At 59.2% G+C, this 12,057-nt stretch carries 8 protein-coding genes, 1 tRNA gene and 3 pseudogenes; 9 read left to right on the top strand and 3 right to left on the bottom strand.

The genetic code is table 11. The features are described 5' to 3' along the window. The first annotated feature begins 7 nt into the window (after positions 1–7). The 3 genes and pseudogenes from M0D69_RS02310 to M0D69_RS02300 all read left to right on the top strand — a co-directional run. Positions 8–1,168 carry an ABC transporter substrate-binding protein gene (locus M0D69_RS02310; RefSeq protein ID WP_301780468.1) on the top strand — a complete coding sequence of 387 codons (1,161 nt, stop codon included), beginning with the start codon at positions 8–10 and terminating at the stop codon, positions 1,166–1,168. Positions 1,169–1,302: 134 nt separating this feature from the next. After that, a tRNA-Leu gene (locus M0D69_RS02305) sits at positions 1,303–1,387 on the top strand. Between the two features lie 238 nt (positions 1,388–1,625). Further along, positions 1,626–1,786 (top strand): annotated as a pseudogene (locus M0D69_RS02300) (integrase); the annotation flags it as partial. A gap of 11 nt (positions 1,787–1,797) precedes the next feature. Here M0D69_RS02300 and M0D69_RS02295 read toward each other — a convergent pair. Continuing rightward, positions 1,798–1,995: a hypothetical protein gene (locus tag M0D69_RS02295; protein ID WP_301780542.1), complete on the bottom strand. Its 198-nt coding sequence runs from the start codon at positions 1,993–1,995 to the stop codon at positions 1,798–1,800. A gap of 757 nt (positions 1,996–2,752) precedes the next feature. Here M0D69_RS02295 and M0D69_RS02290 point away from each other — a divergent pair. Both M0D69_RS02290 and M0D69_RS02285 read left to right on the top strand, forming a co-directional pair. Further along, positions 2,753–4,480, top strand: a complete 1,728-nt coding sequence (locus M0D69_RS02290; protein ID WP_301780467.1) for a GMC oxidoreductase — start codon at positions 2,753–2,755, stop codon at positions 4,478–4,480. A gap of 327 nt (positions 4,481–4,807) precedes the next feature. Further along, complete coding sequence (locus M0D69_RS02285) at positions 4,808–5,062, top strand: DUF4148 domain-containing protein (protein WP_301780466.1); 255 nt, start codon at positions 4,808–4,810, stop codon at positions 5,060–5,062. Positions 5,063–5,315: 253 nt separating this feature from the next. Here M0D69_RS02285 and M0D69_RS02280 read toward each other — a convergent pair. Beyond that, positions 5,316–5,543 (bottom strand): annotated as a pseudogene (locus M0D69_RS02280) (hypothetical protein); the annotation flags it as partial. A gap of 648 nt (positions 5,544–6,191) precedes the next feature. Here M0D69_RS02280 and M0D69_RS02275 point away from each other — a divergent pair. Further along, the gene (locus M0D69_RS02275; RefSeq protein WP_301780465.1) at positions 6,192–8,984 is read left to right on the top strand and encodes a bifunctional YncE family protein/alkaline phosphatase family protein; all 2,793 of its coding nucleotides are present in this window, start codon (positions 6,192–6,194) and stop codon (positions 8,982–8,984) included. A gap of 362 nt (positions 8,985–9,346) precedes the next feature. On the opposite strand, the pseudogene M0D69_RS02270 reads toward M0D69_RS02275, so the two are convergent. Next, positions 9,347–9,514 (bottom strand): annotated as a pseudogene (locus M0D69_RS02270) (copper resistance protein CopD); the annotation flags it as partial. Between the two features lie 96 nt (positions 9,515–9,610). On the opposite strand from M0D69_RS02270, the gene M0D69_RS02265 reads away from it, so the two are divergent. The 3 genes from M0D69_RS02265 (at position 9,611) to M0D69_RS02255 (ending at position 12,022) form a co-directional block, all read left to right on the top strand. Further along, positions 9,611–9,892 carry a permease gene (locus M0D69_RS02265; protein ID WP_301780464.1) on the top strand — a complete coding sequence of 94 codons (282 nt, stop codon included), beginning with the start codon at positions 9,611–9,613 and terminating at the stop codon, positions 9,890–9,892. A 176-nt stretch (positions 9,893–10,068) separates the two neighbouring features. After that, positions 10,069–10,758, top strand: coding sequence for a response regulator transcription factor (locus M0D69_RS02260; RefSeq protein WP_301780463.1), 690 nt, complete (start codon positions 10,069–10,071; stop codon positions 10,756–10,758). Continuing rightward, complete coding sequence (locus M0D69_RS02255) at positions 10,742–12,022, top strand: HAMP domain-containing sensor histidine kinase (RefSeq protein WP_301780462.1); 1,281 nt, start codon at positions 10,742–10,744, stop codon at positions 12,020–12,022. Before M0D69_RS02260 ends, M0D69_RS02255 begins: the two co-directional genes overlap by 17 nt. The last annotated feature ends 35 nt before the right edge of the window (positions 12,023–12,057 follow it).

Here is a 12,057-nt window from a genome sequence, read left to right as displayed (position 1 = left end):
CCATCCAATGAAGTTGTCGAAGTTCATGCGCCCGGCGCTGATGGTAAGCGCGCTCGCGCTTTTCAGCGCGGCGGCCAGCGCGCAACTGAAAGTCGGTATCGATTTGTCGAGCACGGGTCCGGCCGCGGCTATCGGCATCACGAGCAAGAACGCCATGCTGATGTGGCCGAAGACCATCGCAGGCCAGCAGGCCGATTACATCATTCTCGACGATGGCTCCGATCCGGGTGCCGCCGTGCGCAATATCCGCAAGCTGATTACAGAGGACAAGGTCGATGTGATCGTCGGCCCGAACATCACGCCGGCAGCGCTCGCGGCGCTCGATCCGGTCGCCGAATATCAAACGCCGATGATCACGCTGATCGGCTCGGCATCGGTTGTCGAACCGCAGGAAGGCAAAAAGGTGTGGGCGTTCAAGATGGCCCAGACCGACCGTGCAATGGCCGACGTCATGACCCGTACCATGGTCAACCGGAACGTGAAGACGGTCGGTTTCATCGGTTTCGCGGATAGTTACGGCGATAGCTGGTTCAACGAGTTTTCGAAGTTCGCGGAGTTGCGCCACATCAAGGTGGTCGCGAGCGAGCGTTTCAATCGCACCGATGCCAGCGTGACCGGCCAGATCCTGAAACTGATGGCCGCGAAGCCGGATGCGGTGCTGATTGCCGGTGCGGGCACGCCGACCGTGTTGCCGCAGCGCACGCTGGTCGAACGCGGTTACAAGGGCGCGATTTATCAGACGCATGGGATTGCCACGCCGGAGTTCATCAAGCTCGGCGGCAAGGACGTGGAAGGCACGCTGTTCCCGACTCAGCCGGTCGTGGTTGCGCGGACGTTACCGGCGGATCATCCGTCGAAAAAGGCGGCGCTCGCTTTCGTCGATGCGTACGAAGCCAAGTATGGCAAGGGCACGGTGACACAGTTTGCCGGCGACGCAGCGGGTGTTTATCCGCGATTGCAGGATGCGCTCGGGCGTGCGCTGAAGGCGGGGCAACCGGGGACGGTGGCGTTCCGCGTGGCGTTGCGAACGGAACTGGAGCACGCGCATGAGCTGGTTGTACCGAACGGCGTAGTAAACACCAGCGCCACCGATCACGTCGGCCTCGATCAGCGGGCCAGCGTGATGGGCATCATCAGGAACGGCCAGTTCACGTATTTGAGCCAGTGAGTGAGCTAATGACCGCGGTTGTCCGCTGCAAGCTTCCAAGGGCTTGCCCGCTGAAACGATTTTCGGCATAATCGCTGACTTGCCGGTTGACGTCGGATTTTTTCCGTCTCAGTCGGCACGTTCAAATGCTGTTTGCCCGGGTGGTGAAATTGGTAGACGCAGGGGACTCAAAATCCCCCGCCGCAAGGCGTGCCGGTTCGATTCCGGCCCCGGGCACCACAGACAGTTCTGCAGAATTCCGAGGAAGTCCATAAACCCGCTATAGCTCGAGGCTTGGCGGGTTTTTTGTTTCCCGGAGAGTCCGGGGGCATCTATTGACATCTGGGGGCATGTGGGGGCATTTCTGCGAGAGCGGTGACCACTCCCGCAAAATGCCCCTAGGAGATTCTCCATGGCCTTGACCGACGTTGCTGTTCGTAACGCAGCTCCGCGTGAGAAGGCGTACCGCCTTGCTGACGGCCGTGGGATTTTCCCAGGTGCGCGCTCGGCGCTGCGTCCTATGAGTGAAGCGGCAATCAACGCCGCTCTAAGACGCCTCGGTTACGACACTCGAACCGAAATCACCGGTCACGGTTTCGAGCGATGGCTCGCACCATCTTGCATGAAGAATTTGAGCGTTGGGCTTTCCGTCATCTGCAGCGCGTTTTGACCTCATTGTCCGCCGCACGTGCTTTGTATCCGGTCATAGGCGGAAACACGCACCAGTTGCCGTCATCGTACCGAAAAAAGAACAACACGCGGGCTCCGTGCCCTGACGAGGTCTCGACGCGTAAGTAGCGTCCGCCGCCCCTTCGCGTGCGACTGAATTCAGTAAGATGAACGGGTATTGCCGGAGCCGAAGCGAGCCATTTTTCAACAAAACAGGGGCTCGTGTGTCATTTGAGCGCCTATCGCGGGCTCAACAACTGATGAGTATTGAACATCCAAGTGAACGGCGGCGGGCTATCGATGTCGAGGGCGCGCTCTTCCACCGCTGCGCACTCTAGAGAAACGCTGCCGCTGAGCCAGCGCGGCATTTCTGCAATGCCTGCGCAGGGCTGAACGGCTGAGTTTTCAAAGTCGACTGCTATTTCACACGCCAGCGATTGATGAATTCTTCCATGTCGATTGGCCGTTGGGGTAAAGCTTCTCCTTCGCCTATACTGGGTCGGATATTCACATCCCGCGGACAGTGCGCTTTCCGCCGCACATTACGGGCATGGCGAGTCAGCGGACACGTCAATGGCTGGACGACAGGTTCGAGCGAATGCTCCATCCATGGCCGCAGTGGGTTAAAAGGGAGCCGTCGATGACTCACCGCAAAGACGCACCATACCTAGTCCAGAGGAGACGCTTCCCTGCGACTTAGTTCGGAGCCGGGCCGACGCGCGCGTTGCGAAACGTGCTATGCAGGTCGGGGAGAAAGCCCGGCGACGGAAGCTGCCGGTAACCACCGCTATCATGAATATATCGCGGCTTGTCCTGAAGTGCGCGCAACAAGGTCGAATCGAACTTGGCAGGCAGCGTTGAGGTGGGTGCCGAGACGCGAACGCCGAACACTCGTCAGATGCATCTCATATCGTTCGCAACTTGGAGGGCCTCTCCATGCCATTGAACAAGCTCGTCGATTCTGGTCAGGCGATTCAACCGCCTCCTGATGTCCAGCGCACAGACATGTCGCTCGACGTGCTGGGCCGATTTGTATGCAGCACCTGGGATGAAGCCGTCAACAACGGCGGCGCTCCGTTCGACGCTATCGTAATTGGCGCAGGAATGTTTGGTGGTTACTGCGCGGAAAAGATTTATCGATTTGGCGCGGCCAATAACCTGCGTGTGCTGGTACTCGACGCGGGACCGTTCCTCGTTGCGACTCACGTTCAGAATTTACCTCGCGCTGGCATCAACGTACCGAACCCGTTGTTTCCCGCAAACGACCCGGGGGTCGCGCGAGAACTCGTTTGGGGCATACCCTGGCGAAGCAATGTTGACTGTGTCGGCCAGGCATATTGCGTGGGCGGGAAGTCGCTTTTTTGGGGAGGCTGGTGCCCCCGACTTTTGGCGGATGACCTCGTAGACTGGCCGCCTACCGTGGCTGCATACCTTGACCAGAACTACGCGCGGCTGGAGGCCCAGACGGGCGTCGACGTTACAACGGACTTTATTCAAGGTCCACTTTATGGCCTTGTAAAGTCGCGCATCAGTCAGGTAATCCAGTCGCATTCTGTGCCGAACCTCGACACGGTTCAGGACCCCCCGCTCGCAGTACAGGGCCAGTCGCCGGCCTCCGGTCTCTTCGGCTTCGACAAATTTTCCAGCGTCACACTTCTCATCGATGCGGTCCGCGAAGCCGCGACCCAAGCCGACGCACAACGGCGGCTCTTCGTCGTACCGAATGTACATGTCGTGCGACTCGTCACGCAGAACGGGTCCGTCGCAGGCATTCAGGCTTCCGTCAACGGCAAGGAAAAGTTTCTCCCAATCACCCAACACTGCGCAGTGATACTCGCTCTTGGCACGATTGAGTCCACGCGCCTCGCCTTGGCGTCGTTTCCCACCAGTAACAACCCAGCCGAAGAGCGCATGGGTCGCAATCTGATTTCCCATGTGCGCAGCAATATCTATCTGCGCGTGCGCCGCTCAGCGCTCGATAGTGCCAACGTGCTACCACTTCTCGTGCAAACAGGGGCGGTGCTAGTTCGCGGTTCGATGCCGCAAGGGAAGTTTCATATTCAGATTACCGCGTCCGCAGACGCTGGCTTTAATTCCGATGCCCTGCTGTTTTCAATGGTTCCCGACATTGACCAGCTCGACATGTTGTTGAAGAGTCAGCGAGCTGGTTGGATATCGTTTGCCTTCCGCGGCGTCTCCCAGATGCATGGCGACCGAACCGCGCCGGTGCCCAACGCTTCGGGGCGGTGGATTAACCTGAGTCCGTTCGAATCGGATGAATTTGGCGTGCCTCGCGCGTATGTTCAGTTTGCAACGACTGGAGACGAGGACTCACTTGCCAATGCAATGGACACTGCCATCCTGGCGCTTGCGAACCATCTTGCCAATGGGAATGCAGCGGACCTCGAGATTGTGAGTCAGGGGCGTGATGCACTTGGAACGACATATCACGAGGCGGGCACGCTATGGATGGGGGCCGATGCGACGAGCTCCGTTACGGACGTGAACGGGCGCTCTCATCATGTCGATAATGCGTTCTGCACCGACCAGTCGCTCTTTGTCACCGTAGGTTCAGTGAACCCAACGCTAACCGGACTCACTCTAAGTCAAAAAGTCGCCCAAGCGGTGGTCGCTCGCGCCACGGGCTCCGCGCCACCTCCGTAAGCAACGTCACCTAATGGCCAGGTGACGCGTGAGGATTAAGGCCGCTATGCACCGAGCTACGGCATGCGCGCCGGTTTGAGCGTAGCGGTAACAAACTCCTCAACTGCCTTCCTGGCTTCCGTTGCCGCTTTCTCATCATAAGCGAGGGCGACAAAGCTACTGCACGACTGGCCACCTATAATCCAGGCCCCACGTGAAAGGCTAGTCACTGAGTCTCATCGAAAAATGCCGCCTTAGAACATTGCGCAATTTTCATGTTGAGGCCATGTAGTCGTCAGAGCCGCCCGTCTAGATTTGTCTCCAGTGAATTGACACTTGGAGAACGAAATGAAATTGTTGACTTCCATTATCGCTGCCCTTGGCATTGCTACGGTTAGCCCAGCGTTTGCAGAACATGCGTATCAGGTGATTGACGCGCAGTCGAACTCGGCTGCATACGGGGGAGCTTTGGATGGCTCCTACTCCTCGGGGATGGGTGGCAAGACGCGCGCTGAAGTTTACGCGGAACTGGTTCAAGCGCAGAAGGACGGAATCCTTCCTTTGAACAGAAACGACTATCCGCCGAGCCAGCAAACCATTTAGCGCAATCGAGACCTTTACCGGACGACCCATTAGCAGACGGGTAGCGCTCCTTACGAAAGGGTCGTTCGTCTACAGCCTTGGAATCGCGAGCGGCACGACAATGGTTGGCAAAGAGGCGAGGAACATTATCGCCATGGAGATGACGACTGACAACTGGCGGTCCCCCTGTGCCGATCGTTTTCAGTTTATTCCGGCGCTCGGAAGGCCCGGAAACCGTGCCTTCCTTGACGACACTCCCTCGAAGCACCACACATGCATCGGCTTTGAACATCGAGACGATTCCGGCTTCGCCAGCGACATAAAGCAGATGCAGTCGCGGGTCGAAGTCGACGACGTTCGGATCTTGCCCGATGTCGTAGGAAGACGTGACGCGCATCGTGCGCATATCGAGCACCAGCAGCGTGTCGTCACCCTGGCGCGCGATGATGCGGTCAGTGGCCGGGTCTATTTCGACCAGTCGCTGTCGGGATTGCACGTTTACCAATGGTCGCGGGCAGCAACGCTGAACGCTTCTGAAGAAGCGCTGCTCCGTGAAATATCCGGCTAAAGCCACGACGAACAACGACCGAGAGCGAGTCTCCAAGACTCCTGCAACATAGCAGAGATAACTTAGCCATAACTTAGCATCGGCTGGATTCCTGTCGAAATAACGCTAAATAGTACGAAGGGGTTTATCGGAGCCATCAGGCAGCCACCGTCGGGACACATCCTTGTCCCGGCGTCGTCATATTCCGTAGCTATCTTCCGGTAATACGCCTTGTAATTTTCCGGTAAGAGATAGACAAAGGCCAACCACATCAGATCGCCAAGCCTTGCTATTTCCGCACTCTCTGTATCGGTCGTCTTTGCCAAGCAGCTCGTCGTGAAGCGAACAAAAGGAGCAAGAAATACAGCAACGCTACGTGTTGGTGTGGTCCGTAATGGAGCCGCGCTGGCGGTTGCCGGTGCGGTTCATCGTCTCGCGTCCCCCCAAAAACAGTCCGGTCTTTTTCGAGGAGCAATCATGAAGAATCATTCGTTCGAACGCATGTTCAAGTTGTGCGTTGTCGCATCGGCAGTACTGCTTGCCACACAGGGGGCGCGCGCCGATTCAGAGCACGACGGGGAATCCACGGAACGCAACGGACGGATGCCGCTGGCGACTGGCCAGTACGTTACGCCTACGTACCTCAGCGGTGCGGTTCAGCGGCCGCTCAACCCGGGCTTGGCCGCATACCCGAACTTCGTCGCGGGCGAAGCGGTACGCTCACAGCTCAGCCCGGACGGCACGACGCTCGCGGTCCTCTGCGCCGGCCAGAATTCGCTCTACGCGCCCGACGGTACAGTCGATCAGGCAAACTCGACCCAGTACATTTTCCTTTACAACGTGGCGGGCGCCAACATGGCGAAGCCCGTGCTGACCCAAGTGATTCAACAGGCCAACGCCCACGTCGGCCTTGTCTTCTCGCCAGACAGCAGCACGCTCTACGCGGCGGGCGGCGTCGACGATGCCGTGTATGCGTACCACAAGAGCGGCGCGACCTGGTCGCAGACGGCAAAAATCGCCCTGGGCCATGCCGGAAAGGGCGTGGGCCTGAACGTGCAACCCAATGCCGGTGGCCTGGGACTATCCGCTGACGGCAAAACGCTGGTCGTGGCGAACAACTACAACGATTCGATCAGTGTGATCGACACCGCTACCCACACCGTGCGCTATGAGCACGACCTGCGTCCCTATCAGGCGAACAATGAAGGCGCCGACGGCGCCCCCGGTGGAACCTTTCCGTTTGCGGTGGTCGTAAAGGGCAACGGCACGGCCTACGTGTCTTCCGATCGTGACCGCGAAGTCGTCGTGGTCGACATCTCCTCGCCCACCGCCGGCCGCCTGGTCAAGCGCATCAAGCTCGACGGCAATGCTCTCGGGATGACGTTCGATGCCTCGCAAGCCAGGCTGTACGTGGCGCAGGACAATGCCGACCAGGTCGCGGTCATTGACACCGCGAACAACATGGTCACCGCGAAGATCGACGCGCGCGCTCCGGCGGACCTGCTACGCGGATCGAAGTACACGGGCGCAGCCACATTCGCGGTGACGGTTTCCAAGGATGGCGGGATGCTTTATGCCGTCAATTCCGGCTCGAACTCAGTGGCCGTGATCCCACTGTCCGGCCGGAATGCGAACACCGTCACGGGCCTGATTCCCGCGGCCTACGAGCCGCATGACATCACCTTCAGCGCCGACGGAAACTGGATGTATATCGTGAATGGCAAGAGCACCACAGGCGCCAACCCGGGCCACCTGTATGGCAACACGGCGCTCGTCACCAGCGTCACCTACCCTGGCGGCAACACGGCGGCCGCGGCTGCGGCGAGAGCATCGAACGAGTATCAGTTCCAGCTCGAACGCGCGTCCCTGGTCAGCGCCCCAGTGCCCAAACCGTATGAATTGCCTAGGCTGACGGAGATCGTCGCGCAGAACAACTTCTACTCGGACGAATCAGGCGAGCGCGACGAGGGAAAGATGGAGTTCTTGCGCAATCGGATCAAGCACGTCATTTACATCGTTAAGGAAAACCGCACCTTCGACCAGATCCTCGGTGACCTGCGCAACGGTGCGAACGCCGATCCGAGTCTGGCAATGTTCGGCCGGAACATCACGCCGAACTTCCACAGCATCGCGAGCAACTTCGTCACGCTGGACAACTTCATGGATCCCGGCGACGGCAGCATGGACGGCTGGTCATGGGCGCTGCAGGGCCGCGTGACCAATACCGAGACGATCACCCAGCAGCTGAACTACGCCGCCGTGAACCGTGGCCTGTCCTACGAATCCGAAGGTTCGAACCGCAACGTGCCGGTCAATCTGGCAACCGTCACGGAACGCGACCACGCAACCAACGGCGCATACAGCAGCGGGTCCGGCGGGCTGGTTGGCGGCCCGGCCAACCTGCTGGCGGGCGTAGGCAATCACGCGTCCTCCGACGCACCGTTTGGAATCCAGAAGGGCTACATTTTCAATGCAGTGCTCGCAGCGGGCGGCACCGTGCGCAACTACGGCTTTCTGGTCAACAACATCGGCAGCATCGGCACCCAAGGTTCGCCAGTATCGAATCCGTTCGGCGCGGGGGTCGTGCAGGTGGCCCCGCTCGAACCGACGCTCGCGGCGCTCACGGACGTCTACTTCCGCGGTTACGACCAGAACTACCCGGACCTCTGGCGGTACAACGAGTGGAAGCGCGAATTCGACCAGTTCGTGGCCCAAGGCAATCTACCCAGCCTGTCGACGGTTCGCTTCAGCCATGACCACACGGGCAGCTTCGGCACCGCGCTGGCCGGCGTCAACACGCCGGAAACCCAGCAGGCCGACGACGACCTGGCGGTTGGCCGGCTCGTCGAGGCCGTGGCCCATAGCCCCTATGCGGCGAACACTCTGATCATCGTCACTGAAGACGACTGCCAGGACGGCCCGGACCACGTCGATTCGCATCGCGCGACGTCATATGTCGTCGGCCCGTACGTCAAGCAGGGCGCGGTGGTCAAGACGCGCTACAGCCAGGTCAATGTGCTGCGGACGATCGAGGACATTCTCGGCACGCAGCACATCAACCTGAACACCGCCTATCAGCGGCCTATGACAGACGTCTTCGACACCCGCTCATCAGGTGCCTGGACCTACGACGCCACCGCCTCTACCATTCTGAAGACGACGACACTGCTAGCGCAAGGCCAGCCGGACGGCAGCGTGCGATTCGCACAGGGCCCGGACGTCAAGCCCAGGCACGACGCCGCCTACTGGGATAAAGTCACCGTCGGCTTCAATTTCGACGAGGCCGATCAGGTGCCCCCCGCTAAATACAACAAGGTGCTGTGGTCCGGCATCAAGGGGAAGAAACCGTATCCGACGCGGCCCCACGGTCAGGAGCTTGCTCAAACGGACGACTGACACTCAGCGCGAATGCTCAGGGGCGAGGCAACAGCGCCTCGCCCCTGAGCGCCGACCGCGCAAAGGGCTTCGGCCAAAACCTACGAACGGTGGGCGGCCAACGCCACGATGGACAGAACGGCTTCGCAGACAGCGGTCGTTCGCGGACTTCCTCGACGGGCCTCACGCCAATGTGCAGTTCTCAGCCCAACCGTTGCGAACTGCGCGGGTCGCACGGTGAGCAAATCGAGTTCTCGCAGGGAATCGAAGGCATAGACACGTCTGCTTCCGCCACTGCCGCCTGACGGCGAATACTCAGCCTGCCGTAACGGTGATAGTTCGGGTAGAGAATGGGGTTCAGCGTGAATTGGCCGGGGCGGATGTCACTCGGTCCCAGGCAGCGGGCTAGAGACCAACACGGCGGCAATAGATACGACTCCAATCAAGACCCAAGATTCCACGTGCAAGACTGTGGAGAAGCGCTTTAGGTGACGGGTATGGTTAGCAGACGAATCCCTCAGCGACGCTAGCAAGGATGGCATTTCGAAGAAGCATCCAGTCGCTGCGGTGATATGGGGCGCTTTTGTTGGCCCCTTATCGCTTGAGTTTCGTTCACCTGCTCGGCGGGCAATGTCCCACTTGCCGCAGTGCTGTGGAACGGTGGTATCAGCTTCGGCGGTGTCGCGGCCTTCATATTCGGCGACCTCATCATTCCGCCGATTCTAAACATCTACCGGAAGTACTATGGCGGTAAGATGACCTGGTACATGCCGGTCACCTTCTACGTCGCGATGGTGGTTGCAGCGCTTGCTGTGGAGCTCATTTTCGGACTGAGCGGCCTAGTCCCGCAGCAGCGCAACCTCGGCATTCTGACCGAGACAATAACGTTCAATTGCCGACGGTGCTTAACATCGTCTTCGCGGCTATAAGCATCGTTCTGGTCATCGTATTTTATAAGAGCGGCGGCCCTGAGATGATGAGAATGATGAATGAGAGTGGTCACAACCACGGTGCCGGTACGGCACCACTCGGCGGCACAAGGTCGTCGTTGCTGCTTCAACATGAGTGCTTTACGACACCGCCCACTCGCCAGGAAGGCCGCTTGATGAGAGTATTGATAATCGAGGATGACGCTGATATCGCGACGAACCTCTACGACTATCTGGAAAACGGCGGCTATGAGGTCGACGTTGCATCAGACGGCGCAATGGGTCTGCATCTCGCCGTGACGCAGCACTGGGATGCAATCCTGTTGGACCTGTCGTTGCCGGGCGTGAATGGGTTGACCATCTGCCGCAAACTGCGGGAAGAAGCACGTCGGGACACTCCCGTCCTGATACTGACGGCTAAAGATACGCTTGACGATAAGCTGCAGGGTTTCATCCAGGGTGCGGACGACTACCTGATCAAACCATTCTCGCTCAAGGAAGTTGGCGCACGTCTCGCTGCACTCATCAAACGCTACAAAGGGCAAGTAACGCAAGCGGTGTTGAGTTGTGGGGATGTGCGCTTCGATGTGTCGACATTCACGGTGGACCGCGGCGGACGGCCAGTCAAACTGCCACCGAAGTGTCTGCAGCTTCTGCGCATCCTGATGCAATCGCCGAATAAGGTGTTCGGCCGTGCCGAACTCGAGGCCGAAGTCTGGGGCGAGCAGTTGCCGGACAGCGATACGCTGCGCGCACACGTCTACACGTTGCGACGCGCGCTAACCGCCAACGGCGAGGACGATCTTATCGAGACTGTCCACGGTCTCGGCTACCGGCTCGTGGTGGACAATGCGCACCCGCTCTAGCCTGCGCCGCAAAGTTGCACTGGTTTTTTCCGCGCTGACCATCCTGTTGCTTGTGGGTCAGGCTCTCGGCGTAAAAGCGCTCGCCGAAGCGCAGGAAGAGAAGCTCATCGCGGCGCTGATCGAAGACGACATGGCGAATCTGCTCCAGAGCTACCGGATGGACCCGAAACTTATTCCGCCCATCGACCCACAGCTCGGCGCACACGTGTCCACCGCCGGCACAGCGCCGGTCGCCTTGCCCGCTTCTGTGAAAGATCTGCGCGACGGCACGCACGAGATCATTGTCGGCGACCAGGAAATCCACGTGGCGGTCGCCGCGTTCGGCGATGCAAAGGTATTTCGGGTCTACAACTTCAGCCGCTATGAGCAACGCTTCAAGAAGGTGATCGACGCGCTAATGGCCGGCACGGGCGTGTTCGCGTTGCTCACCATTTGGCTTGCATTTGGCCTAGCGGGCCTCCTGGTTCGTCAGGTTGCCGGCTTTGCTAGTCAGGTCAAGGCGTTGAAATTGGGTACGGTGACTGCGCTGAACCCCGGCAAATACGACGAAGCAGAGGTTGTTGAACTGGTCGAAGTATTCAACGATTACCACCGCCAAATGGCGCGGATGATCGAGCGCGAGAAGGAGTTCACGAGCAACGTGAGTCACGAATTGCGAACGCCACTCACGGCCATCAAGACCAGTTGTGAACTCCTCGAGCACGATACGGCCATTGGTTCGAAGTCCCGGGCACGCCTGCAACAGATCGATCGCGCGACCGATAACATGATCGAGATGACCAATGCCTTGCTACTCCTGGCACGGGAAGAATCCCCCGCAGATACTCGGCCAGTGCGCCTCGCCAGCGCTATCGAGGACGCACTGGATCCTTTTGCAGAAGAGCTGCTTGCCAACGGTATCGAGACAGTGCTCGACGTCGACAACAGTCTGTGCGTCCAGGTTAACCGTTCGGCACTCGCAATCGTTCTGTCGAACCTGATCGACAACTCCGCGCGGTACACCGATCGCGGCAGTATCCGTTTCGCTTATAGGGATGGCCTGCTGCAGATAGAAGACTCGGGCCGTGGCATACCGGGGGAAGCCCTGGCGCATGTGTTTGAGCGTTTTTACCAGGCGAGGCCCGCACACGCAGGCCGCCGGACGTTCGGCATCGGACTTGCGATCGTAAAAAAGATCTGCGATCATTATCAATGGTCTATCAAGCTCGACAGCGAGCCCGGTAAAGGCACTCGCGTCTCGTTACGTTTGCCACCGGTTGACTGAAAATTGCCGGGATAGGGCCCCCTTCGGTGGGTATT

Origin of the sequence: Caballeronia sp. SEWSISQ10-4 2 (assembly GCF_030464885.1) — a bacterium.
Classification (GTDB): Bacteria; Pseudomonadota; Gammaproteobacteria; order Burkholderiales; family Burkholderiaceae; genus Caballeronia.
The sequence above is the reverse complement of the archived record's forward strand: the minus strand, read 5'-3'. Positions and strand labels throughout refer to the sequence as shown.

What these genes read in the sequence shown, in the direction of transcription:
- M0D69_RS02310 (WP_301780468.1), top strand. Translation starts at nt 8, where the DNA reads ATGAAGTTGTCGAAGTTCATGCGCCCGGCGCTGATGGTAAGCGCGCTC.
- M0D69_RS02290 (WP_301780467.1), top strand. Translation starts at nt 2,753, where the DNA reads ATGCCATTGAACAAGCTCGTCGATTCTGGTCAGGCGATTCAACCGCCT.
- M0D69_RS02285 (WP_301780466.1), top strand. Translation starts at nt 4,808, where the DNA reads ATGAAATTGTTGACTTCCATTATCGCTGCCCTTGGCATTGCTACGGTT.
- M0D69_RS02275 (WP_301780465.1), top strand. Translation starts at nt 6,192, where the DNA reads ATGCCGCTGGCGACTGGCCAGTACGTTACGCCTACGTACCTCAGCGGT.
- M0D69_RS02260 (WP_301780463.1), top strand. Translation starts at nt 10,069, where the DNA reads ATGAGAGTATTGATAATCGAGGATGACGCTGATATCGCGACGAACCTC.
- M0D69_RS02255 (WP_301780462.1), top strand. Translation starts at nt 10,742, where the DNA reads ATGCGCACCCGCTCTAGCCTGCGCCGCAAAGTTGCACTGGTTTTTTCC.